At 70.1% G+C, this 23,370-nt stretch carries 18 protein-coding genes, 1 tRNA gene and 1 pseudogene; 10 read left to right on the top strand and 10 right to left on the bottom strand.

Annotated features, from left to right (window positions below):
- Positions 1 to 52: 52 nt before the first annotated feature.
- The 4 genes from ACFY16_RS11150 (at position 53) to ACFY16_RS11135 (ending at position 7,930) form a co-directional block, all read left to right on the top strand.
- On the top strand, positions 53 to 1,561 hold the full coding sequence (locus ACFY16_RS11150) for a cytochrome ubiquinol oxidase subunit I (RefSeq protein WP_390646821.1): 1,509 nt from the start codon (positions 53 to 55) through the stop codon (positions 1,559 to 1,561).
- Between the two features lie 20 nt (positions 1,562 to 1,581).
- A complete protein-coding gene (cydB, locus tag ACFY16_RS11145; RefSeq protein ID WP_390646820.1) occupies positions 1,582 to 2,586 on the top strand; it encodes a cytochrome d ubiquinol oxidase subunit II in 1,005 nt (334 codons plus the stop codon).
- A 52-nt stretch (positions 2,587 to 2,638) separates the two neighbouring features.
- Positions 2,639 to 6,169, top strand: a complete 3,531-nt coding sequence (gene cydD / locus ACFY16_RS11140; RefSeq protein ID WP_390646819.1) for a thiol reductant ABC exporter subunit CydD — start codon at positions 2,639 to 2,641, stop codon at positions 6,167 to 6,169.
- A gap of 84 nt (positions 6,170 to 6,253) precedes the next feature.
- Positions 6,254 to 7,930, top strand: coding sequence for a GAF domain-containing sensor histidine kinase (locus ACFY16_RS11135; RefSeq protein ID WP_390646818.1), 1,677 nt, complete (start codon positions 6,254 to 6,256; stop codon positions 7,928 to 7,930).
- A 101-nt stretch (positions 7,931 to 8,031) separates the two neighbouring features.
- Here ACFY16_RS11135 and ACFY16_RS11130 read toward each other — a convergent pair whose 3' ends face one another.
- The 6 genes and pseudogenes from ACFY16_RS11130 to ACFY16_RS11105 form a co-directional block, all read right to left on the bottom strand.
- Positions 8,032 to 8,919 carry an HAD hydrolase family protein gene (locus ACFY16_RS11130; RefSeq protein WP_390646817.1) on the bottom strand — a complete coding sequence of 296 codons (888 nt, stop codon included), beginning with the start codon at positions 8,917 to 8,919 and terminating at the stop codon, positions 8,032 to 8,034.
- A gap of 60 nt (positions 8,920 to 8,979) precedes the next feature.
- Positions 8,980 to 9,882 carry an LLM class flavin-dependent oxidoreductase gene (locus ACFY16_RS11125; protein WP_390646816.1) on the bottom strand — a complete coding sequence of 301 codons (903 nt, stop codon included), beginning with the start codon at positions 9,880 to 9,882 and terminating at the stop codon, positions 8,980 to 8,982.
- A gap of 41 nt (positions 9,883 to 9,923) precedes the next feature.
- Positions 9,924 to 10,104: pseudogene (locus tag ACFY16_RS11120) on the bottom strand (hypothetical protein); the annotation flags it as partial.
- A 17-nt stretch (positions 10,105 to 10,121) separates the two neighbouring features.
- Complete coding sequence (locus ACFY16_RS11115; RefSeq protein WP_390646815.1) at positions 10,122 to 10,670, bottom strand: RNA 2'-phosphotransferase; 549 nt, start codon at positions 10,668 to 10,670, stop codon at positions 10,122 to 10,124.
- A gap of 600 nt (positions 10,671 to 11,270) precedes the next feature.
- Positions 11,271 to 13,028, bottom strand: a complete 1,758-nt coding sequence (locus ACFY16_RS11110; protein WP_390646814.1) for an SDR family oxidoreductase — start codon at positions 13,026 to 13,028, stop codon at positions 11,271 to 11,273.
- Between the two features lie 5 nt (positions 13,029 to 13,033).
- A complete protein-coding gene (locus ACFY16_RS11105; protein WP_390646813.1) occupies positions 13,034 to 13,876 on the bottom strand; it encodes a M24 family metallopeptidase in 843 nt (280 codons plus the stop codon).
- 258 nt (positions 13,877 to 14,134) lie between these two features.
- On the opposite strand from ACFY16_RS11105, the gene ACFY16_RS11100 reads away from it, so the two are divergent.
- The 6 genes from ACFY16_RS11100 to ACFY16_RS11075 all read left to right on the top strand — a co-directional run bounded on the left by ACFY16_RS11100 (position 14,135) and on the right by ACFY16_RS11075 (position 18,361).
- Entirely contained in the window at positions 14,135 to 15,109 is a 975-nt protein-coding gene (locus ACFY16_RS11100; RefSeq protein WP_390647237.1) for an ABC transporter ATP-binding protein, read from the top strand.
- Positions 15,099 to 16,025 carry an ABC transporter permease gene (locus ACFY16_RS11095; RefSeq protein ID WP_390646812.1) on the top strand — a complete coding sequence of 309 codons (927 nt, stop codon included), beginning with the start codon at positions 15,099 to 15,101 and terminating at the stop codon, positions 16,023 to 16,025. The genes ACFY16_RS11100 and ACFY16_RS11095 overlap by 11 nt, the downstream gene beginning before the upstream one ends.
- A complete protein-coding gene (locus ACFY16_RS11090; protein ID WP_390646811.1) occupies positions 16,022 to 16,933 on the top strand; it encodes an ABC transporter ATP-binding protein in 912 nt (303 codons plus the stop codon). Before ACFY16_RS11095 ends, ACFY16_RS11090 begins: the two co-directional genes overlap by 4 nt.
- A gap of 10 nt (positions 16,934 to 16,943) precedes the next feature.
- Positions 16,944 to 17,663: an ABC transporter permease subunit gene (locus tag ACFY16_RS11085; protein WP_390646810.1), complete on the top strand. Its 720-nt coding sequence runs from the start codon at positions 16,944 to 16,946 to the stop codon at positions 17,661 to 17,663.
- 78 nt (positions 17,664 to 17,741) lie between these two features.
- Entirely contained in the window at positions 17,742 to 17,990 is a 249-nt protein-coding gene (locus ACFY16_RS11080) for a hypothetical protein (protein ID WP_390646809.1), read from the top strand.
- 265 nt (positions 17,991 to 18,255) lie between these two features.
- Positions 18,256 to 18,361 (top strand) — tRNA-OTHER (locus ACFY16_RS11075).
- Between the two features lie 10 nt (positions 18,362 to 18,371).
- On the opposite strand, the gene ACFY16_RS11070 is transcribed toward ACFY16_RS11075, so the two are convergent.
- From ACFY16_RS11070 to efeB, 4 genes are all read right to left on the bottom strand, one after another.
- Complete coding sequence (locus ACFY16_RS11070) at positions 18,372 to 19,178, bottom strand: HAD family hydrolase (RefSeq protein WP_390646808.1); 807 nt, start codon at positions 19,176 to 19,178, stop codon at positions 18,372 to 18,374.
- Entirely contained in the window at positions 19,175 to 20,452 is a 1,278-nt protein-coding gene (serS, locus tag ACFY16_RS11065; protein ID WP_390646807.1) for a serine--tRNA ligase, read from the bottom strand. The genes ACFY16_RS11070 and serS overlap by 4 nt, the downstream gene beginning before the upstream one ends.
- Before the next feature lie 530 nt (positions 20,453 to 20,982).
- On the bottom strand, positions 20,983 to 21,915 hold the full coding sequence (pheA, locus tag ACFY16_RS11060; RefSeq protein WP_390646806.1) for a prephenate dehydratase: 933 nt from the start codon (positions 21,913 to 21,915) through the stop codon (positions 20,983 to 20,985).
- Positions 21,916 to 22,065: 150 nt separating this feature from the next.
- On the bottom strand, positions 22,066 to 23,364 hold the full coding sequence (efeB, locus tag ACFY16_RS11055; protein ID WP_390646805.1) for an iron uptake transporter deferrochelatase/peroxidase subunit: 1,299 nt from the start codon (positions 23,362 to 23,364) through the stop codon (positions 22,066 to 22,068).
- Between the last annotated feature and the right edge of the window lie 6 nt (positions 23,365 to 23,370).

Here is a 23,370-nt window from a genome sequence, read left to right as displayed (position 1 = left end):
CAAAATGGGGCAAACTGCCTCTGTAGCACGGCGACGTAAGGAGACTGACGACGTGGAATTGGCTCTGGCGCCGGAGACACTGGCGCGCTGGCAGTTCGGCATCACCACCGTCTACCACTTCCTGTTCGTCCCGCTGACGATCTCGCTCGCCGCTCTCACGGCCGGCCTGCAGACCGCCTGGGTGCGCACCGAGAAGGAGAAGTACCTCAGGGCCACGAAGTTCTGGGGCAAGCTCTTCCTGATCAACATCGCGATGGGTGTGGTCACCGGCATCGTGCAGGAGTTCCAGTTCGGCATGAACTGGTCGGACTACTCCCGCTTCGTCGGTGACATCTTCGGCGCACCGCTCGCCTTCGAGGCCCTCATCGCCTTCTTCTTCGAGTCCACCTTCATCGGCCTGTGGATCTTCGGCTGGGACAAGCTGCCCAAGAAGATCCACCTGGCCTGCATCTGGATGGTCTCCATAGGCACGATCCTGTCGGCGTACTTCATCCTCGCGGCCAACTCGTGGATGCAGCACCCCGTCGGCTACCGGATCAACAAGGCGAAGGGGCGAGCCGAACTCACCGACTTCTGGCATGTGCTGACCCAGAACACCGCACTCGCCCAGGCGTTCCACACGCTCTCCGCGTCCTTCCTGACCGGCGGCGCGTTCATGGTCGGCATCGCCGCCTTCCATCTGTTCCGCAAGAAGCACGTCTCCGTGATGAAGACGTCGCTGCGGCTGGGCCTCGTCACCGTCGTCATCGCCGGACTGCTCACGGCGCTCAGTGGTGACACCCTCGGCAAGGTCATGTTCAAGCAGCAGCCGATGAAGATGGCCGCCGCCGAGGCACTGTGGGACGGCCAGAACTCCGCGCCGTTCTCGGTCTTCGCCTACGGAGACGTCAGCAAGGGCCACAACACCGTCGAGTTTTCGATCCCGGGGATACTGTCGTTCCTCGCCGACGACGACTTCAGCTCGTACGTTCCCGGCATCAACGACACCAACAAGGCCGAGCAGGAGAAGTACGGCCCCGGCGACTACCGGCCCATCATTCCGGTCACCTTCTGGGCGTTCCGCTGGATGATCGGCTTCGGTATGGCGTCCTTCGCCATCGGCCTGGCCGGACTCTGGCTGACCCGCAAGAAGTTCATGCTGCCCCAGCACCTGCGGGTCGGCGACGACGAGGTGCCGCATCTGGTCCTCTTCAGGAACAAGGCCCTCAACCCGAAGCTCAGCAAGCTGTACTGGCTCGTGGCGATCTGGACCCTGGGCTTCCCGCTGATCGCCAACTCCTGGGGCTGGATCTTCACCGAGATGGGCCGCCAGCCGTGGGTCGTCTACGGCGTGCTCCAGACCCGGCAAGCGGTCTCCCCCGGCGTCTCTCAGGGCGAGGTCCTCACCTCGATGATCGTCTTCACCGCGCTGTACGCCATCCTCGCCGTCGTCGAGGTCAAGCTGCTCGTGAAGTACGTCAAGGCGGGCCCGCCCGAGCTCACCGAGGCCGACCTCAACCCGCCCACGAAGATCGGCGGCGACCCCCGTGACGCCGACAAGCCGATGGCCTTCTCGTACTAGGCCGAGGGAGCTGCACAGTCATGGAACTGCACGACGTCTGGTTCGTCCTGATCGCCGTCCTGTGGACCGGCTACTTCTTCCTGGAGGGCTTCGACTTCGGGGTCGGCATCCTCACCAAGCTGCTCGCCCGCGACCGGCCCGAGAAGCGGGTGCTGATCAACACCATCGGCCCTGTCTGGGACGGCAACGAGGTGTGGCTGCTCACGGCGGGTGGCGCGACCTTCGCCGCGTTCCCCGAGTGGTACGCCACGTTGTTCTCCGGCTTCTACCTGCCGCTGCTGGTCATCCTGGTCTGCCTGATCGTCCGGGGCGTCGCCTTCGAGTACCGGGCCAAGCGGCCGGAGGAGAACTGGCAGCGCAACTGGGAGACGGCGATCTTCTGGACCTCGCTGATCCCGGCGTTCCTGTGGGGCGTGGCCTTCGGCAACATCGTGCGGGGCGTGAAGATCGACCAGAACTTCGAGTACGTCGGCAACGTCTGGGATCTGCTCAACCCGTACGCGCTCCTCGGCGGTCTGGTGACGCTGACGCTGTTCACCTTCCACGGTTCGGTGTTCACCGCGCTCAAGACCGTCGGGGACATCCGGGAACGGGCACGGGCGCTGGCTCTCCGGGTCGGTCTGGTGTCGGCCGTACTGGCGCTGGTCTTCCTTGTGTGGACACAGGTCGACAGCGGTGACGGCGAGAGCCTGGTCGCGCTGGTCGTGGCGGGGGCGTCGATCGTCGCGGCGCTCGTGGCGAACCAGGCGGGACGTGAGGGCTGGTCGTTCGCCCTGTCCGGCGTCACCATCGTGGCCGCCATGGCCATGCTCTTCCTGTCGCTCTTCCCGAACGTCATGCCGTCCTCGCTCAACGCGGACTGGAGCCTCACGGTCACCAACGCCTCGTCGAGTCCGTACACCCTGAAGATCATGACCTGGTGCGCGGGGATCGCCACGCCGATCGTCCTGATCTACCAGGGATGGACCTACTGGGTCTTCCGTAAGCGGATCGGCACGCAGCACATAGCCGAAGCCGCGCACTGAGTCCGACCAGGGGTGTGTTTCACGTGAAACACACCCCTCTGGACCGAAGGGCATGTTTCACGTGAAACCGATCGATCCGCGTCTGTTGAGGTACGCCCGAGCCACTCGTTTCTTCCTGGTGGCGGTGGTCGGCCTGGGTGCCGTGGGGTCCGGGCTGGTCATCGCGCAGGCGATGCTCATCGCCGAGGTGGTGGTCGGCGCGTTCCAGCACGGGATGTCGGTCGGCGAGCTCCGGACTCCCCTGCTGCTGTTGGTGGCCGTCGCGGGTGGCCGTGCCCTGATCTCCTGGCTCACCGAACTCGCGGCCCACCGTGCGAGCGCGGCCGTGAAGTCGGAGCTGCGCAGGCGGTTGCTGGAGCGGGCGGCGGCACTCGGTCCCGGATGGCTGAGCGGACAGCGGACCGGATCGCTGGTGGCCCTCGCCACGCGGGGAGTAGACGCCCTCGACGACTACTTCTCCCGCTATCTGCCACAGCTGGGGCTCGCGGTGGTCGTGCCGGTCGCGGTGCTCGCGCGGATCGTCACCGAGGACTGGGTCTCCGCGGCCATCATCGTCGGCACGTTGCCGCTCATCCCCCTGTTCATGATGTTGATCGGCTGGGCCACCCAGTCCCGGATGGACCATCAGTGGCGGCTGCTGTCGCGGCTCTCGGGGCACTTTCTCGACGTGGTCGCGGGGCTGCCGACGCTGAAGGTGTTCGGGCGCGCCAAGGCACAGGCGGAGTCGATCCGGCGCATCACCGGCGAGTACCGGCAGGCGACCATGCGCACGCTGCGGATCGCCTTCCTCTCCTCCTTCGCCCTTGAGCTGCTCTCGACGCTCTCGGTGGCCCTGGTCGCCGTGACGATCGGTATGCGGCTCGTCCACGGCGAGATGGACCTGTACATCGGTCTGGTCATCCTTGTGCTGGCGCCCGAGGCGTACCTGCCGCTGCGCCAGGTGGGGGCGCAGTACCACGCGGCGGCGGAGGGGCTCGCGGCGGCGGAGGAGATCTTCGCTGTGCTGGAGACGCCTGTCCCGGTGTCGGGAACGGCCGCCGTGCCGACGGGAGGCATGGCCTTCGAGGGGGTGACGGTCCGGTATCCCGGGCGGTCCAGGGACGCCGTGACCGACACTTCCTTCACCGTCGAACCCGGCGAGACAGTCGCACTCGTGGGGCCGAGCGGTGCGGGCAAGTCGACGCTGCTGCACGTCCTGCTGGGCTTCGTGACGCCGGCCCAGGGACGGGTCCGGGTCGGGGGCACCGACCTGACCGGCCTCGACCTCGAACAGTGGCGCTCCCGGATCGCATGGGTGCCGCAGCGACCCCACCTTTTCGCAGGGACGATCGCCGAGAACGTACGGCTGGCGCGGCCCGACGCGGACGATGGCGCGGTGCGCAGGGCGCTGGGGGACGCGGGGGCGCTGGAGTTCGTCGACGCCCTCCCGGCCGGTACCGGCACCGTGCTCGGGGAGGACGGTGCGGGTCTGTCCGCCGGGCAGCGGCAGCGGCTCGCACTGGCCCGGGCGTTCCTGGCGGACCGGCCCGTGCTGTTGCTCGACGAGCCGACGGCCGCGCTGGACGGGGAGACCGAGGCCGAGGTCGTCGAGGCGGTACGACGGCTGGCGGTGGGCCGAACCGTGCTGCTCGTGGTGCACCGGCCGGCGCTGCTGGCCGTGGCGGACCGGGTGGTGCGGCTGGGCGTGGCGGACCGGGCGGTACGGCTGGAGGAGGCGGGTCCTGCGGTCCGCGGGGCGGCAGGGGCCAGGGGCGCCGGGGCGCGTCCGGCAGCGGCGGAGTCCGTGGGAACGTCCCTCGCCACCGAGGCCGAAGCGCGGCCCACGACGAGCGCACACGGTGCTTTGGCTCGCGTCCGGGCCATGGCCGGTGCCCGGAGAGGGCGGCTCGCGCTGGCGCTGCTGCTCGGCAGCCTCGCGCTCGGGAGTGCCGTCGGGCTGATGGCCACCTCCGGTTGGCTCATCTCGCGGGCTTCGCAGCAGCCTCCCGTGCTCTACCTGATGGTGGCCGTGACGGCCACGCGGGCCTTCGGGATCGGGCGGGCCGTCTTCCGGTACGCCGAGCGGCTGGTGTCGCACGACGCCGTGCTGCGGATGCTGGCCGACACCCGGGTCGCCGTCTACCGGAGGCTGGAGCGACTGGCGCCCGCCGGGTTGCGCCGGACCCGCCGGGGCGACCTGCTGGTGCGGCTCGTCGCCGACGTGGACGCCCTGCAGGACTACTGGCTGCGCTGGCTGTTGCCCGCCGGAGCCGCCGTGCTCGTGTCCGCCGGGTCCGTCGCCTTCACGGCTTGGCTGCTGCCCGAGGCGGGTGCCGTACTCGCGGCCGGACTGCTCGGGGCCGGGGTCGGCGTGCCGCTGGTGACCAGTGCCGTGGCCCGGCGCGCAGAACGTCGGCTCGCCCCGGCCCGAGGTGCGCTCGCCATCCGGGTGGCCGACCTGCTCACCGGCACGGCGGAGCTCACCGTCGCCGGCGCCCTGCCCGCCCGTACCGCCGAGACCCGGAAGGCCGACACCGTGCTCACCCGGATCGCCTCGCGTGCCGCCGCCGCCACCGCGCTCGGCGACGGTTTCACCGCGCTGCTCTCCGGCCTGACCGTGGCCGCCGCCGCCCTCTTGGGCGCCCGGGCGGTCGCCGACGGGAGGCTGAGCGGGGTGGCGATGGCCGTCGTCGTCCTCACCCCGCTGGCCGCCTTCGAGGCCGTCCTCGGACTGCCGCTCGCCGCGCAGTTCCGGCAGCGGGTCCGCAGGAGCGCGGAGCGCGTGTACGAGGTGCTCGACGCCCCCGAGCCCGTGCGCGAAGCGGAGCAGCCCCGGCAGGCGCCCGCGTCGCCGTTCCCGGTTGTCGTCAAGGGGCTGACCGCCCGGCACGCCGGCCAGGACCGGGACGCGCTCGGCGGAGTCGACCTCACGCTGGAGGAAGGGCGCCGGATCGCCGTGGTCGGGCCGTCCGGCTCCGGCAAGACGACGCTCGCGCAGGTGCTGCTGCGTTTCCTGGACGCGGAGGCGGGCTCGTACACGCTGGGCGGGGTGGACGCGTCCGCGCTGGACGGCGACGACGTACGGCGGCACGTCGGACTGTGCGCGCAGGACGCGCACCTCTTCGACAGTTCGGTACGCGAGAACCTGCTCCTCGCCAGGAAGGACGCGACCGAGGACGACCTGCGTGACGCGCTCGGCCGGGCCCGGCTGCTGGACTGGGCGGACAGCCTGCCCGATGGGCTCGACACGCTGATCGGCGAGCACGGGGCCCGGCTGTCCGGCGGGCAGCGGCAGCGCCTCGCGCTGGCCCGTGCGCTGCTCGCCGACTTTCCCGTGCTCGTGCTCGACGAGCCCGCCGAGCATCTCGACCTGGCTACGGCCGACGCGCTCACCGCCGATCTGCTGGCCGCCACCGAGGGCCGTACGACCCTGCTCATCACCCACCGGCTGGCCGGCCTCGAGGCGGTGGACGAGATCCTCGTACTGGACGAGGGGCGAGTGGTGCAGCGAGGGTCCTACGCGGAACTGGCCGCCGTGGCGGGGCCGCTGCGCAGGATGGTGCGGCGGGAGGCGGAGTCGGAGCTGCTGGTGGGGGCGCGGTGATGGGGACGGCGCTTGGTGCCTTGGCGGCAGCCGGTGGAGCGAAGCCGACTTTCCGTCTCAAATGACGCTAATTAGGCTCGGGGTATGTCCACCGCATCGCCCCTCGAGCCCCCGTCGGACCTGTCGGCCGAGCTGGCCGCGCGGGTGCCGCGGTTGCTGGAGGCGATGCGGTCCGTCGGCAGTGGCCTGGAGCTGCACTCGACGCTGGACCGGATCTGTGAGACGGCGGCGGACCTGACGGAAGCCCGGTACGCGGCCATCGGCGTCGTCGCCGAGGACGGGGAAGGGCTGTCCGACTTCGTTCACCACGGGGTCGGCGAGGCGACCGCCCGGCGGATCGGGCGACTGCCGGACGGGCGCAAGGGGCTGCTGGGCGCGCTCATCCGCGACCCGGAACCGGTGTGGCTCGCCGACCTGACCACGGACCCGCGCTCCTGCGGCTTCCCCAGGCACCATCCGCCGATGCGCAGCTTCCTCGGCGTCCCCATCCGCGTCCACGGCGACATCTTCGGCAACCTGTACCTGACCGAGAAGCGCGGCGGGGAGCCGTTCAATGACCACGACCTCGACATGGTCCGGGTGCTGGCCACGGAGGCGGGCATCGCCGTGGGCAACGCCCGTCTGTATGAGGCCGCCAGGCAGCGTGAGCGTTGGATCGACGGATCGGTCGCCGTCACCACCGCCCTGCTGTCCGGTGGCGACGCCGAAGACGCCCTTCAGATCGTCGCCGAACAGGCCCGCCAACTCTCCCGATCGGCCGCCGGAGTCGTGCTCCTGCCCGCCGATGAAGGCGGCCTGGAGATCGTCGCCGTGGCCTCCGGTAAGCCGTCTGCCCTGCTGGGCGCCGTCATCCCGCCGGAGAGCGGAATCGTCGCCGAACTCCTCCACGGACAGGCGGTCTTCGTCGACGACGCGGCCGACGACCCGCGCACGGCCATCGGGTTCACCCACGCCTACGGGCCGACCATGATGCTGCCCCTGCAGAGCGACGGGCGCGTTCTGGGCGCCCTCGTCACGCCACGCGCGCGCGGAGAGCGACCGTTCAGGCAGACCGAGCGCGCCCTCGCGGTGCAGTTCGCCTCACAGGCGGCGCTCGCCCTGATGATGGCCGAGACACAGCGCGACCGGGAGCGCCTCGCGGTGTACGAGGACCGTGACCGCATCGCCCGCGACCTGCACGACCTCGTCATCCAGCGGCTGTTCGAGACGGGGATGATGCTGGAGAGCGCCCGGCGCAGGTCCGTCGTGCCCGAGGTGCAGGAGGGCGTCGGCAAGGCGGTCGACGAACTCGATGTCACCATCCAGGAGATCCGTACCGCGATCTTCGCGCTCGAGCAGGGTCCCGTACAGGCTCCGTCGGGGCTGCGCAGGCGCGTGCTGCGTGAGATCAACATGGCCGCCGTCCCGCTCGGCTTCACGCCCTCGCACCACTTCGTCGGAGCGGTCGACGACCTGGTCGGCGATCTCACCGGCACGAATCTCATCGCCGCTCTGCGCGAGGCACTCTCCAACGCCTTCCGGCACGCCGAGGCCTCCCGGATCGACGTCGTGGTGGACGCGACCCTCACCCTGCCGGACGGGCGGCCCGGCGTCCGCCTGACCGTCGCGGACGACGGCGTCGGCATCCCCGCGGGCGGCCGGCGCAGCGGCCTGCGCAACCTCGAGCGGCGCGCCGAGTCCCTGGGCGGAGACAGCCGGTACGGGCCGGGTATCGGGGACGACGGCAGCGGTACGACGGTGGTGTGGCAGGCGCCGTACTGAGCCGAGCCCGCAGCGGCCGGGAGCCGGCCCGCACAGCCCGTACTGAGCGATCAGACGCGGTCCGGTCGGGCAGGACTTCGCCGTCGGACAGTCGTGGGCGGCTACACCCGTTCCGCCAGCATCCGTTCGATCACGACCGCCACCCCGTCCTCGTTGTTGGCGACCGTCCGCCCGGAGGCAGCGGCGACCACGTCCGGGTGGGCGTTGCCCATGGCGTACGACTGGCCCGCCCAGGTCAGCATCTCGACGTCGTTCGGCATGTCCCCGAAGGCGACGACCTCCTCGTGGGAGATGCCCCGCTCAGCACAGCACAGGGCGAGGGTGCTGGCCTTGGACACGCCGGGGCCGCTGATCTCCAGCAGGGCGCTCGGGCTGGAGCGGGTGACGTTGGCGCGACCGCCGATCGCGAGGCGGCCGACGGTCAGGAAGGCGTCGGGATCGAGGTCGGGGTGGTACGCGAGGATCTTCAGCACCGGCTCGGCGGCACCGGGACCGTCCGGCGCCAGCAGGTCCTCGGCGGGCGCCAGATTGTCGGGGATCTCCATGTGCAGTTTCGGGTAGCCCGGCTCCTGGTAGAAGCCGTACGTCTGCTCGATCGCGTACACCGTGCCGGGCGCCGCGTCGCGCAACAGCCGTACGGCGTCCAGCGCGTTCGCGCGCGCCAGCTCCCGCACCTTCACGAACCGGTGCGTGCCGGGGCCGCCGTGCAGGTCGACCACGGCGGCCCCGTTGCCGCAGATCGCCAGGCCGTGACCGTGGACGTGTTCGCTGACGACGTCCATCCAGCGGGCGGGGCGGCCGGTGACGAAGAAGACCTCGATACCCGCCTCCTCTGCGGCGGCGAGGGCGGCGACCGTGCGCGGCGACACCGACTTGTCGTCGCGCAGCAGGGTGCCGTCGAGATCGGTGGCGATCAGCCGGGGCGGAACGGCCGCGGCCGGGGTCTCGGTCTCTCTAGTCGCTGAGGTCACCCGGTCATTCTCGCGCATATGCTCGCACGGGCGTGCGGGACTCCGCACAGATGAGACACAGATGACGTGGCGTCGAGGTCAGCGCAGTTGCGCCGGTGCCTCCATGGCGATCTGCTCGAAGACCTTCTCGTCCGCGGCGAAGTCCGAGTCGGGAATGGGCCAGTGGATCACCAGCTCGGTGAAGCCGAGCTCCTGGTGCCGGCCCGCGAAGTCCACGAACGCGTCGAGTGACTCCAGCGGACGTCCGCGGTCGGGGGTGAAACCGGTGAGCAGGATCTTGTCGAGCCCGTTCACGTCGCGGCCGAGCGCGGCGCAGGTGTCGGCCAGCTTCTCGACCTGGCCACGCAGGGCCCGGACCGACTCGTCAGAGGTGCCGTTCTCGTACAGCTTGGGGTCGCCGGTGGTCACCCACGCCTGCCCGTACCGTGCCGCGAGCCTCAGCCCGCGCGGACCGGTGGCGGCTACGGCGAAGGGCAGCCGCGGGCGCTGCACGCATCCGGGGATGTTGCGCGCCTCGTGCGCCGAGTAGAAGTCGCCCTCGTACGACACCGAGTCCTCCGTCAGGAGCCGGTCGAGGAGCGGGACGAACTCGGCCAGCCGGTCGGCCCGCTCGCGCGGGGTCCAGGGATCCTGGCCGAGCGCCGTGGCGTCGAAGCCGGTGCCGCCCGCGCCGATTCCGAGGGTGACGCGGCCCCCGGAGATGTCGTCGAGGGAGATCAGTTCCTTGGCGAGGGTCACCGGGTGCCGGAAGTTCGGCGAGGTGACCAGGGTGCCCAGACGCAGTCGATCGGTCACGGCCGCGGCGGCCGTCAGCGTCGGGATCGCCCCGAACCAGGGACCGTCCCGGAAGCTGCGCCAGGACAGATGGTCATAGGTGTACGCGGTGTGGAAGCCGAGCTGCTCGGCACGCATCCATGCCGAACGGCCGCCCTCGTGCCAGCGGCGGTACGGGAGGATCACGGTGCTCAGACGCAGACTCATGCTCCGAGCGTATGCGCCCGAATGTGTTTCACGTGAAACGGTCACCGTACGCGGCTGCTCAGCCACGGACTGAGGCCGATCATCGGCATGTACTCCTTGACCGCACGTTCTCGGGCAGCGGCACGATCGGGAAGTAGCCCGGCGGAAGGCGGCGCGCCCTGACGTGGGCGAGGCCGTCGAAGACGCGCGGAGGAAGGCGGGCACGTCGTCACGCGCCGGGTCGCAGTGGCTCAGCGTGCTCAGTGTGCCTGGGGGAACCGCAGATACCGCGGCGGTACGGCCTTCGTCAGCCACACTCCGTTCGCGCTGACGTGGAAGATGTGGCCGTCGCGGTGCATGGCCGCGGCGTCCACGCAGAGCACGACGGGCCGCCCTCGGCGGGCGCCGACGCGGGTCGCTGTCTCACGGTCGGGCGAGAGGTGCACGTCGTGCCGGTTCATGGGCCTGAGGCCCTCGGCGCGGATGGCGTCCAGGTTGCGGGCCACGGTCCCGTGGTAGAGGTACGGCGGCGGGGTCGTCGGCGGGAGTCCGAGGTCGACCTCGACGCTGTGGCCCTGGCTGGCGCGGATCCGGGTGCCCTCGATCGCGAAGCGTTTCTTGTCGTTGGCGGCGACCACGTGGTCCAGTTCGGCCCGGGTGATGCGGAACCCGTGCGCGGCGGCCGCCGCGATCAGCGTCTCGATCTCGACCCAGCCGCCTTCGTCGAGCGTCAGGCCGATGCGCTCGGGCTGGTGGCGCAAGTGCTTCGAGAGGTACTTCGACACCTTCACGGTGCGTCTTTCGTCCATTTCGACAGCATGCCGCGCGAGACATGGATCACGCATATTGTTTTGCCGTGGATGTTTGATCCACAACCAACTGTAGTTATCCACAGGCAAATTGAAGAATCTGTGGACAACTGGGCGTTGATTCGGGCGGGTTCGTCAAGATCGACTTGTGAGGCAGGACTTGCGGCGATCTGGTCCAAGGTTCGGGACTGCACCTCGCATTGGACGGCCACTTCGAGAGGAACGGCAGCCTGTTACTGCCCAACCAGTCGCTCACTGGCCCGCATTGTCTCGCCGAGCAGTGCCGCGGAACGCGTCCCGTCCCGTGGATGCGGAGGCCCGTCGTGCCGAGGCGCTGACGACAAGAGTGGGTGGCCAACGGGCGCATCGCGCACGGCGGTTCGGCCTCCAGGGTTTGCTGGGGGAGGGGTCCGATCGACGCACGAGGGACGCCGCCTCGACCGCGTTCGCGTCGTTCGCGCGTTGTGGGCCGTCGAGGTGGCCGACGAAGACATGCTTGGCGATGAACTCCGGGCAAGGAAAGGTGACGTACTCGATCTGGGACCTCAACTCCCCTGAACGAATACCGCGGTCCACGAGCGGACCCGTAACTCCCGTCCCCTACACCGGCGGCTCCACCCGCGCCAACGCCCGCAACGCCCCCGGCATCAACCGCGTCAGCAGATGCGCACCGCGCGCCTCTGGAGTCACCGGAACCACGGCCTCGTTGCGGACCACCGCACGCAGGATCGCGTCGGCGACCTTCTCCGGTGGGTAGTTGCGAAGGCCGTAAAGGCGTGCGGTCCGCTTCTGGCGGCGCTGCTGTTCCTCCGCGTCCGTTCCCGCGAAGGTCGCCGTCGACGTGATGTTGGTGTTGACGATGCCGGGGCATATCGCCGTCACGCCGATGCCCTGACCGGCCAGTTCCGCACGCAGACACTCGCTCAGCATCAGGACCGCCGCCTTGGAGGTGCTGTAGGCGGGCAGGACCTTGGAGGGCTGGTACGCCGCCGCAGACGCGGTGTTGACGATGTGGCCGCCCTGGCCGCGCTCGGCCATCTGCCGGCCGAAGAGGCGGCAGCCGTGGATGACGCCCCACAGATTGACGTCCAGGACCTTGCGCCAGTCGTCCGGTGTCGTGTCGAAGAAGGAGCCCGACAGGCCGATACCCGCGTTGTTCACCAGCACGTCGACCACGCCGTACTCGGCGGCGACCTTCTCGGAGAGCTTCTCCATGGCCTGCTCGTCGGAGACGTCGACCGTCTCGGCCCAGGCTCGCGGGGCGCCGATCAGACGGGACAGTTCGGCGGTGCGGGCCGCGGCCTCCCCGTCCCGGTCGACCGCCACCACATGTGCGCCGGCCTCGGCGAACGCGAACGCCGTGGCTCGCCCGATGCCGCTGCCGGCGCCGGTGACCAGCACGAGCTGCCCACCGAAGCGTTCGGCGTACCGGCCGGTGGCCTTCGCCTGTGGCCGCCCGCCCTCGACGCCCGTCGCGAACTCGGCGATCCAGGCGGCGAGTTGATCAGGGTGGGTGCGGGGGACCCAGTGCTTGGCAGGGAGTGTGCGGCGGGTCAACCGCGGAGCCCACTGCTCCAGTTCGTCGTAGAGCCGCTCCGACAGGAACGCGTCGCCGAGCGGCGTGATGAGCTGCACGGGCGCGTGCGCGTAGGCGTCGTCGCGCGGCCTGCGCAGCCGTGCCCGTACGTTGTCCCGGTACAGCCACGCTCCGCGCACGGCGTCCGAGGGCAGTGACGAGGTCGGGTAGTCGCCCCCCGGCACCTTCTCCAGGCGCTGGAGGATCTTCGGCCAGCGCTTGCCGAGCGGGCCGCGCCAGGCCAGTTCGGGCAGCACGGGCGTGTGCAGCAGGTACACGTACCAGGACTTCGCGCCCTGGCCGAGGAGCTGGCCCACCCTGCGGGGCGTAGGCCGCTTCACTCGCGCGTTGATCCAGTGCCCGAAGTGGTCGAGCGACGGCCCCGACATCGACGTGAAGGACGCGATCCGTCCCTCGGTGCGCCCGACCGTGACGAACTCCCAGGACTGCACCGACCCCCAGTCGTGCCCCACCAGGTGCACCGGCCGGTCCGGGCTGACGGCGTCCACGACCGCCAGGAAGTCGTCCGTCAGCTTTTCCAGGGTGAAGCCTCCGCGCAGGGGCTGCGGTGCCGTGGAGCGGCCGTGGCCCCGGACGTCGTACAGCACCACGTGGAAGCGGTCGGCGAGGCGGACGGCCACCTCCGACCAGACCTCCTTGCTGTCCGGATAGCCGTGCACCAGGACCACCGTCGGCTGCTCCGGGTCGCCCAGCTCGGCCACGCACAGCTCGACCCCGCCGGTCCGCACCCAGCGCTCCCGCGCGCCCTTCAGTGTCGTCACCCTCGTCACCTGTCCTCCGCCCAGCGCCGCACATGCGGCAGATCGTCGTCCAGCCAGAAGGCGCTCTCCCCGGGGTCCCGGGAGTCCGTGACCACCAGGATCTCCTCGAACTTCGCGCCCGTCCCCCGGATACCGAGGTGCGGTTCGACCGCCCACAGGCCCGGCTGCGGCGGGTGGTCGGAGAAGCGGTACGGCGACCACAGGGGCGACCAGCCCTCGCGATGGCCGTGGACCGCGTCCCCCAGCAACCCCTTGAGGGACTGGGTCCCGAATCCGAAGACGTGCGGTGACCAGCGGCGCTGCTTCACCCGGTCGACCTTGTGCGCGATCACACCGAAGGGGTACGCGCGGTGCCGGTTGGCGTAGCCCTGACGCACCATGAGACGGTCCACGTCCTCGTAGATCTCGCGCAGCGACCGCCGTTCGCGCACCTCGCGCAGGATCAGCGCGCGATGGCTCTCCAGGTCGGCCATCAGCCTGTCCTGCACCGGATTGACCCCGAGCGAGCCCGAATAGCCGATGTCCGCCGTGTATCCCTCGTACACCGGGGCCATGTCCAGGATGAAGGGCATCCCGGGCTCCAGTCGGCGGTCGGTCGGGAAGAACTGCAGCGGGACACGGAAGTTCACGAACGCCGTGCGGTCGCCGAACCAGGCGAACGGCAGGTGGAACCAGTCCCGCACCCCGCGCCCGCGCAACCACTCCCGCTGCATGCGCGCCGCCTCGCGCTCGGTCACGCCCGGTCGCAGCCGGCTCGCCACCGCCTCCGCGCACTCGTAGGCCAGGCGCTGCACCCGCCTGAATCCCCGCAGTTCCTCGGAGAGTTCGCGTGTCTCTGCCGTCGTCATGCCAACGCCCCACCCGTCCCAGCCGCCGACTGCGGTACGTGTTCGTAACTTGACACTGGTGAATGTGGCAGTTGTTAGAGGTGGCGTCAATAGGCGTGGGTGAGCCTGTGGACAGCGGAGACGATGTGGAAAACCGGCCGGACGTTGTTCGACCTCAGGGTGACCCTGAGACCCCCGTACGACTCGAGGCTGATACCAAGACGGCTCTGCGGGGTGATGTCCGGCGTGGTGCGCGTCACTACCGTCGAAGGCGTGACTGTGATCGCGACCGAAAGCCTGAGCAAGCGGTTCCCCCGGGTGACCGCGCTTGACCGGCTCTCCGTGGACGTCGGGCCCGGTGTGACCGGACTCGTCGGAGCCAACGGGGCCGGCAAGTCCACACTGATCAAGATCCTGCTGGGTCTGTCCCCCGCCACCGAGGGCCGAGCCGAAGTGCTCGGACTCGATGTCGCCACCAAGGGCGCCGCCATCCGGGAGCGCGTCGGCTACATGCCGGAGCACGACTGCCTGCCGCCCGACGTCTCGGCCACCGAGTTCGTCGTGCACATGGCCCGCATGTCCGGCCTGCCGCCCACCGCCGCGCGCGAGCGCACCGCGGACACGCTGCGCCACGTCGGGCTGTACGAGGAGCGCTACCGCCCCATCGGCGGCTACTCGACCGGCATGAAGCAGCGCGTGAAGCTCGCCCAGGCCCTGGTCCACGACCCGCAGCTGGTCTTCCTCGACGAGCCGACCAACGGCCTCGACCCCGTCGGCCGCGACGACATGCTGGGCCTCATCCGCCGCATCCACACGGACTTCGGCATCTCGGTCCTGGTCACCTCGCACCTTCTGGGCGAACTGGAGCGCACCTGCGACCACGTCGTCGTCATCGACGGCGGCAAACTGCTGCGCTCCAGCTCCACCACCGACTTCACCCAGACCACGACCACCCTCGCCATCGAGGTCACCGACACCGACGAGCACCCCGACGGCACCCGCGCGGTGCGCGACGCGCTCCACGCGCGCGGGGTGGAGGTCCTCGACGGCAGCGGCGGACTGCCGGGCGCGGGCCACGTCCTGCTGCTCACCGCCCAGGGCGAGGAGACGTACGACCTGGTCCGCGACGTCGTCGCCGACCTCGGCCTCGGCCTGGTGCGCATGGAACAGCGCCGGCACCACATCTCCGAGGTCTTCACGAACGACACGGACAGCGGCGAACAGCGGAAGGAGGCGGTCGGCCATGGCGGTTGAGCAGCCCGTAGCAAGTACTCGCGCGGGTGACCGGACCCCCGTCCACGACACGCGCATCCACGACATCGGCTACCGCACCTACGACGGCCCGCGCCTGGGCCGTGCCTACGCCCGCCGCTCCCTGTACTCGCAGTCCCTGCGCGGCGCCTACGGCCTCGGCCGCTCGGTCAAGTCCAAGGTGCTGCCGATGCTGCTGTTCGTGGTGATGTGCGTGCCCGCGGCCATCATGGTCGCCGTCGCGGTCGCCACCAAGGCGAAGGACCTGCCTCTGGACTACACGCGGTACGCGATCGTCATGCAGGCCGTCATCAGCCTGTACGTCGCGTCCCAGGCGCCCCAGTCCGTCTCCCGCGACCTGCGCTTCAAGACCGTCCCGCTGTACTTCTCGCGGCCCATCGAGACCGCCGACTACGTCCGGGCGAAGTACGCGGCACTGGCCTCGGCGCTGTTCGTCCTCACCGCCGCGCCGCTGCTCGTGCTGTACGTGGGCGCGTTGCTGGCCAAGCTCGACTTCACCGACCAGACCGAGGGATTCGCGCAGGGACTCGTCGCCGTGGCACTGCTCTCGCTGCTCTTCGCCGGCCTCGGCCTGGTCATCGCCGCCGTGACCCCGCGCCGTGGCTTCGGCATCGCCGCCGTCATCGCCGTACTGACCATCTCCTACGGAGCGGTCTCCACCCTCCAGGCCATCGCCGAGAACCAGGGAAGCACCGACGTCATCCCCTGGGTCGGCCTGTTCTCGCCCATCACGCTCATCGACGGAGTGCAGTCCGCCTTCCTGGGCGCGAGCTCGTCGTACCCCGGCGGGATCGGCCCGTCGCACGGGGAGGGCGTGGTGTACGTCCTCGCCGTCCTGGGCCTCGTCGCCGCCTGCTACGGCCTCCTCATGCGCCGCTACCGAAAGGCCGGACTGTGACCACGCTCAGCATCGACCACGTCTCCCGCTGGTTCGGCAACGTGGTCGCCGTCAACGACATCACGATGACGATCGGCCCCGGCGTCACCGGCCTGCTCGGCCCCAACGGTGCCGGAAAGTCCACCCTCATCAACATGATGGGCGGCTTCCTGGCCCCCTCCACCGGCTCCGTCACCCTCGACGGACAGCCGGTGTGGCGCAACGAGCAGATCTACCGGCACATCGGCATCGTCCCCGAGCGCGAGGCGATGTACGACTTCCTCACCGGCCGCGAATTCGTCGTCGCCAACGCCGAGTTGCACGGACTGGGCGCCAAGGCCGCCCAGAAGGCGCTGGCCACCGTCGAGATGGAGTACGCGCAGGACCGGAAGATCGCCACTTACTCCAAGGGCATGCGGCAGCGCGTGAAGATGGCCTCCGCGCTGGTCCACGAGCCCTCCCTGCTCCTGCTCGACGAGCCCTTCAACGGCATGGACCCGCGCCAGCGCATGCAGCTCATGGAGCTGCTGCGGCGCATGGGCGACGAGGGCCGCACGGTGCTGTTCTCCTCACACATCCTCGAGGAGGTCGAGCAACTCGCCTGGCACATCGAGGTGATCGTCGCCGGCCGGCACGCGGCGAGTGGCGACTTCCGCAGGATCCGCCGACTGATGACCGACCGCCCACACCGCTACCTGGTGCGCTCCAGCGACGACCGCGCCCTCGCGGCCGCGCTGATCGCCGACCCGTCGACGTCCGGCATCGAAGTCGACCTCGCCGAGGGCGCGTTGCGCATCCAGGCCGTCGACTTCGGCCGGTTCACCGCCCTGCTCCCCAGGGTGGCCAGGGATCACGGCATCCGCCTGCTCACGGTCTCGCCGTCCGACGAGTCCCTCGAGTCCGTCTTCTCGTATCTCGTCGCGGCGTAGGAGGCCGAAGATGTACGACCCCACAGTCGCCCGGCTCACCTACCGGGCCCTGCTCGGCCGCCGACGTGCCCTTGTCCTGGGCGCGCTGCCGCTGCTGCTGATCGTGATCTCCGTGGCCGTCCGGGGCCTCACCGGAGCCGACGACCAGACGGCGTCGGACGTGCTCGGCGGGCTGGCGCTCGCCACGATGGTGCCGATCATCGGCGTCATCGCCGGCACCGGAGCGATCGGGCCGGAGATCGACGACGGCTCGGTGGTGTACCTGCTGTCCAAGCCGCTCAAGCGGCCGACCATCATCTTCACCAAGCTGATCGTGGCGATCGCGGTGACGATGGTGTTCTCGGCGCTGCCGACCCTGATCGCCGGGCTGATCCTGAACGGCAACGGGCAGCAGATCGCCGTCGCCTACACGGTCGCCGCGCTGGTCGCCTCCATCGCGTACGCGGCGCTCTTCCTGCTGTTGGGCACGGTGTCCCGGCACGCGGTGGTCTTCGGGCTGGTCTACGCCCTCGTCTGGGAGGCGCTGTTCGGCTCCCTGGTGCCGGGTGCGCGCACGCTCAGCGTCCAGCAGTGGTCGCTGGCCGTCGCCCACAAGGTCGCCGGCGGGCAACTCGTCACCTCCGACGTCGGGCTGACGACGGCGACGGTGCTGCTGGTCGCGGTCACAGTGCTGGCCACCTGGTACGCGGGGCAGAAACTGCGCTCGCTGACACTGGCCGGGGAGGAGTAGGAGTCCCGGTCTTGACAGGGGCTTCACCTCTGTCCGGGCACACTGGGCAAAGCGGATGCACGGCTAGGAGGGCCGGGGATGGCAGAGGAGACGCCGCGGAGCGACAGCCGCGGGCAGGGCGGACCGGGCGAGGACGTGTGGGACGACCTCGCCCTGGACGAGGAGTTCATACGGGCCGCCCAGACGGCCGAGCCGTCCGCACGGGCCCGTATGCTCGCCGCCCGCTGGCGTGCGGAGGGGCCCGAGCCACAGCCCTGGCGCTCCGACGAGCCGCCCGCCGGATGGTTCTTCAGCAAGGCCCGTCGGCGCAGGTGGCGGCGCCGGTAACAGCCCTGCGGCAGCCGATATTCAGTGGCGCCCGACTCGGCGGCCAGGCACAGTGGGTGTGTTCACGCCGCCGGGTACGAGCCGGCGCCACATTCTGGGAGAGGAGCCGGGCGATGTCCATGCACGACAGTACGTCCAGCTCCCGACAGGGCAGCCCGCGGCGGACTCCGGAGTAGCTACGCTCCGTCGAGCCCGCCTCGTATGGGGAGCTGTCCGGGGCGGCCGCTTCGAGCACGCGACTCGCTCTCGCGTGGGCCGCCCACCCGGAGGATTGGCCGAGTGGTAAGGCACCGGCTTGCGCTGTGTTCCATCAGAAGCAAGTCGTGGTCGGGGTCACCCCCGCGCACGTTCGATCCGTGCATCCTCCGCCAGACGCGGTCGCTACAGGGTGAGCAACCGTTCCAGTACCACCGCGATCCCGTCGTCCTCGTTCGAGGACGTCACCTCGTCGGCGACCGCCTTCAGTTCCTCGTGGGCGTTGGCCATCGCCACGCCCCGCGAGGCCCAGGCGAACATCGGGATGTCGTTGGGCATGTCGCCGAAGGCGATCGTGTCCGTGGCCTTCAGGCCCAGACGGCGCGCGGCCAGCGACAGGCCGGTCGCCTTCGACAGACCCAGCGGGAGCAGCTCCACGATGCCCGCGCCCGCCATCGCGACCGTGACGAAACCGCCTGCGGCCTGGCGGGACGCCTCGGCGAGCTCGTCGTCCGTGAGCGTCGGATGCTGTATGTAGATCTTGTTCAGCGGAGCGGTCCAGAGGTCGGACGCGTCCGTGAACGGAGTGGCGGGAAACGCGCCCGTGACCGCGTAGCCGGGGCCCACCAGCACCTCGCCGTCCAGGCCGGCGCGGCTCGCTGCCAGGAACAGGGGGCCCACCTCGGCCTCGATCTTGGCCAGGGCCACCCCCGCCAGCTGCCGGTCCAGGGTCACCGACGTCAGCAGACGGTGCTCGCCGGCGTCGTACACCTGCGCGCCCTGGCCGCAGACCGCGAGGCCCCGGTAGCCGAGGTCGTCGAGGATGTGCCGCGTCCAGGGGACGGCGCGTCCCGTCACGACGATGTGCGCGGCGCCCGCCGCGGTGGCCGCGGCGAGCGCCTCACGGGTGCGCCGCGAGACCGACTCGTCGGAGCGCAGGAGCGTTCCGTCGAGGTCGGTGGCAACGAGCCGGTAGGGGAAACCCGTGCTCACTTGGCGACCGGCTCCAGGACCTCACGGCCACCCAGGTACGGGCGCAGCACCTCGGGCACGCGCACCGAGCCGTCGGCCAGCTGGTGGTTCTCCAGGATCGCCACGATCGTGCGCGGTACGGCGCACAGCGTGCCGTTGAGCGTCGCGAGCGGCTGGACCTTCTTGCCGTCGCGCATCCGCACGGACAGCCGGCGGGCCTGGAAGCCGTCGCAGTTGGACGCGGAGGTCAGCTCGCGGTACTTGCCCTGGGTCGGAATCCACGCCTCGCAGTCGAACTTGCGGGACGCCGAGGCGCCGAGGTCGCCGGACGCCACGTCGATGACCTGGAAGGGCAGTTCGAGGCCGGTCAGCCACTGCTTCTCCCACTCCAGGAGCCGCTTGTGCTCGTTCTCGGCGTCCTCGGGAGCGACGTACGAGAACATCTCGACCTTGTCGAACTGGTGCACTCGGAAGATGCCGCGGGTGTCCTTGCCGTACGTTCCGGCCTCGCGGCGGAAGCACGGCGAGAAGCCCGCGTACCGCATCGGGAGCTTGTCGGCGTCGAGGATCTCGTCCATGTGGTACGCCGCGAGCGGGACCTCGGAGGTGCCGACCAGGTAGTAGTCGTCCTTCTCCAGGTGGTACACGTTCTCCGCGGCCTGGCCGAGGAAGCCGGTGCCCTCCATGGCGCGCGGGCGGACCAGTGCCGGGGTCAGCATCGGCGTGAAGCCGGCCTCGGTGGCCTGGGCGATCGCCGCGTTGACGAGAGCGAGCTCCAGGAGCGCGCCGACACCCGTCAGGTAGTAGAAGCGCGAGCCGGACACCTTCGCGCCGCGCTCGACGTCGATGGCGCCGAGCGCTTCGCCGAGCTCCAGGTGGTCCTTGGGTTCGAAGCCCTCGGCGCCGAAGTCGCGGATGGTGCCGTGCGTCTCCAGGACGACGAAGTCCTCCTCGCCGCCGACCGGTACGTCGGGGTGGATGAGGTTGCCGAGCTGGAGCAGGAGGCGCTTGGTCTCTTCGTCCGCTTCGTGCTGCTCGGCGTCGGCCGTCTTGACGTCGGCGGCGAGCTGGCTCGCCTTCTTGAGCAGGTCGGCCTTCTCGTCACCCGAGGCCTTGGGGATCAGCTTGCCGAGCGCCTTCTGCTCGGAACGGAGCTCGTCGAAGCGGACGCCGGACGACCTGCGCCGCTCGTCGGCAGACAGGAGAGCGTCGACGAGCGCGACGTCCTCTCCACGGGCGCGCTGGGAGGCGCGCACACGGTCGGGGTCCTCACGGAGCAGGCGAAGGTCAATCACGCGGTCAAGGCTACCGGTGCGGGGGGACGGCCCACGACTCACTATTCCGAATGACGACGTACGTTCCGTTATGGACCGATGGCCCTGTGTGCTCAGGAGTGTCAATAAAAGGCGTCTCACTCCCTGGAACAGGGCAGGCCGGCGCCGGTGGGTTGACTCGATCTCCTTGTGGAGAACGGGACTTGGGGGCGAGGTTGTCCACAGGAGGCGACGGCTCCGGAAAGTTATCCACAGGCTGTGCGAAAGATCTGTGGACGTCGGAATTGATCATTCCGAATCGGGCATGCCGGGCGAGGAATTCGCGTCCCAAACCAACTTCGCGCCCACTTTCGAGTGGAAATGGGTCGCCTCAAAGGATTGATCGAAGGAAACGGGTGGACGAAGGGTGACGTGGGGGGGCTGTGGACAGGATTGGGGCCTCCAGGGCGATTTGTCGACTAGGTGGCACTTCGTTGTCGACTTGTCCCCAGGTCGAGAAGCAGGCCTGTGGAAAACTCCTGTGGATAACGAAAGGCGGCAGGTAAGACCGGTCAGAACCGGCCGTCCTGGCACCGCGCCACCCAGTCCGCCGCCGACACGAACTCCTCGTCCGACGTCCCGGGCCGCAGAGCGCGCACGTCCTCGGCGCCCACGTCCGCACGCGGGTACGAACCGAGGAACCGCACCTCCAGACAGATCCGCTTCAGCCCCATCAGAGCCTCCGCCACCCGCCGGTCGGAGATATGGCCCTCGGCGTCGATGCAGAAGCAGTAGTTGCCGATGCCGGCGCCGGTCGGGCGGGACTGGAGCAGCATGAGGTTTATGCCGCGGGTGGCGAACTCGCCCAGCAGGTCGCGCAGGCCGCCGGGGTGGTCGTCGCGCTGCCAGAGCACGACGGACGTCTTGTCCGCGCCGGTCGGTGCCGCGGGCCGGGCGGGCCGGCCGACCAGCACGAACCGGGTCTGCGCGTTCTCGGCGTCGTGGATTCCGGTCTCCAGCGGCTCGAGACCGTAACGGGCGGCCGCGAACTCGCCCGCGAAGGCGGCGTCGTAGCGGCCCTCCTGGACCAGGCGGGCGCCGTCCGCGTTCGAGGCGGCCGACTCCCAGACCACGTTCGGGAGGTTCGCCTCCAGCCAGTTGCGCACCTGGGGCTGGGCGGCCGGATGGGCGGTGACCGTCTTGATGTCGGACAGCTTCGTACCCGGCCTGACCAGCAGCGCGAAGGTGATGGACAGCAGCACCTCGCGGTAGATCATCAGCGGCGCGCCCGCGACCAGCTCGTCGAGGGTGGTGGTGATCCCGCCCTCGACGGAGTTCTCGATCGGCACGAACGCGGCCTCGGCCTCGCCGGTGCGCACCGCGTCGAGCGCGGACTGCACCGACACGTACGGGATCAGCTCCCGGGTCGCCGCCTCCGGAAGCATGCGCAGGGCGACTTCGGTGAAGGTGCCCTCGGGACCGAGATACGCATAACTGGCTGGCATGACCTCACACTAATGGGCCTTGCCGAGCCCGGCGTGGGTATCTCACCCGAGCCGCTCCGAGTCGCTCCCGGGGCGATCAAGGACGACCTGGGGCGATCAAGGGTGACCAAGGGCGACCAAGGGCCGCCAGGGGCTCGACCCAGGTGACCCTCAACCCTCCAGCAGCCGCTGCCCCACGTACTCCCCCTCGGCCGCCCCGCCCGGCACGGCGAACAGTCCGCTGGCCTCGTGGCGGATGTACTTCGACAGCGCGTCGCCCCGGTCGAGCTTGCGCTGCACGGGCACGAAGCCGCGCAGCGGGTCGGCCTGCCAGCAGATGAAGAGCAGCCCCGCGTCCGGCACCCCGTCCGTGTCGAAGCCGTCGTGATACGAGAAGGGCCGCCGGAGCATCGCCGCGCCGCCGTTCCGGTCGGGCCGGGTGATACGGGCGTGCGCGTCGAGGGGAACCACCAGGTCTCCGTTGGAGTCCCGCTTCTCCAGGTCCATGGCGGTCGTCTCGGTGCCCCCGGACAGCGCGGCGCCGTCGGACTTGCGACGCCCGATGACCTGCTCCTGGGCCTTGACGGAGAGCTGTTCCCAGTCGTCGAGGAGCATGCGGATACGGCGTACGACGGCGTAGGAGCCGTTGGCCATCCACGCCGGGTCCTTCGCGCCGGACGCGGGCACGAAGATCCGCTGGTCGAAGTCGGACTCGGACGGCTTGGGATTGCGGGTGCCGTCCATCTGGCCCATGAGGTTGCGGGCGGTCATGGGGTGGGCGGTCGCGCCGGGCGAGCGGTTGAAGCCGTTCATCTGCCAGCGGATGCGCGCCGCGCTGCCCGTCTCCTTCTGGACGGCGCGCAGGGCGTGGAAGGCGACGAGGGCGTCGTCTGCGCCGACCTGCACCCACAGGTCGCCGTTGCTGCGGGCCTTGTCGAGGTGGTCGGAGGAGAAGTCGGGCAGCGGGTCGAGGGCGACCGGGCGCTGTTTCTCCAGTCCGGTCTTCGCGAAGAAGCTGTATCCGAAGCCGAAGGTGATCGTCAGGGAGGACGGGCCGGCGTCCCGGGCCACGTCAGTGTCGTCGTGCGCGGCAACCTCGCCCGCCATCAGCCGCTGGGCCGTGGCGGACCAGCGGCGCAGCAGCGCGGCCGCCTCCTTGCGGCCCGCGCCGGCCGCCAGGTCGAAGGCGACGAGATGGCCACGGGCCTGGAGGCCCTCGGTGATGCCGGCCTGATGTTTCCCGTGAAACATCGCCCGGTCGGCGCCCAGCGAGGTGAGAGGGGTCGCTGGGGCGGGCGCGGCGGCATAGCCCACGGCTCCGCCCGCCGCGCCGAGGACGAGACCCGTGACACCGGCGGTGCCGAGCAGCTTCCGCCGCGTGAGGCCGTCCTGAGAGGGCACCTTGTCGGAGGTGCCCCCCTCGACGGCGGCCTCGGGCGTACGGGCGTCCGGAATGGACTGGTCAGCCATGGTGTG

Origin of the sequence: Streptomyces sp. NPDC001315, from assembly GCF_042896175.1 — a bacterium.
Lineage (GTDB): Bacteria > Actinomycetota > Actinomycetes > Streptomycetales > Streptomycetaceae > Streptomyces.
The sequence above is the reverse complement of the archived record's forward strand: the minus strand, read 5'-3'. Positions and strand labels throughout refer to the sequence as shown.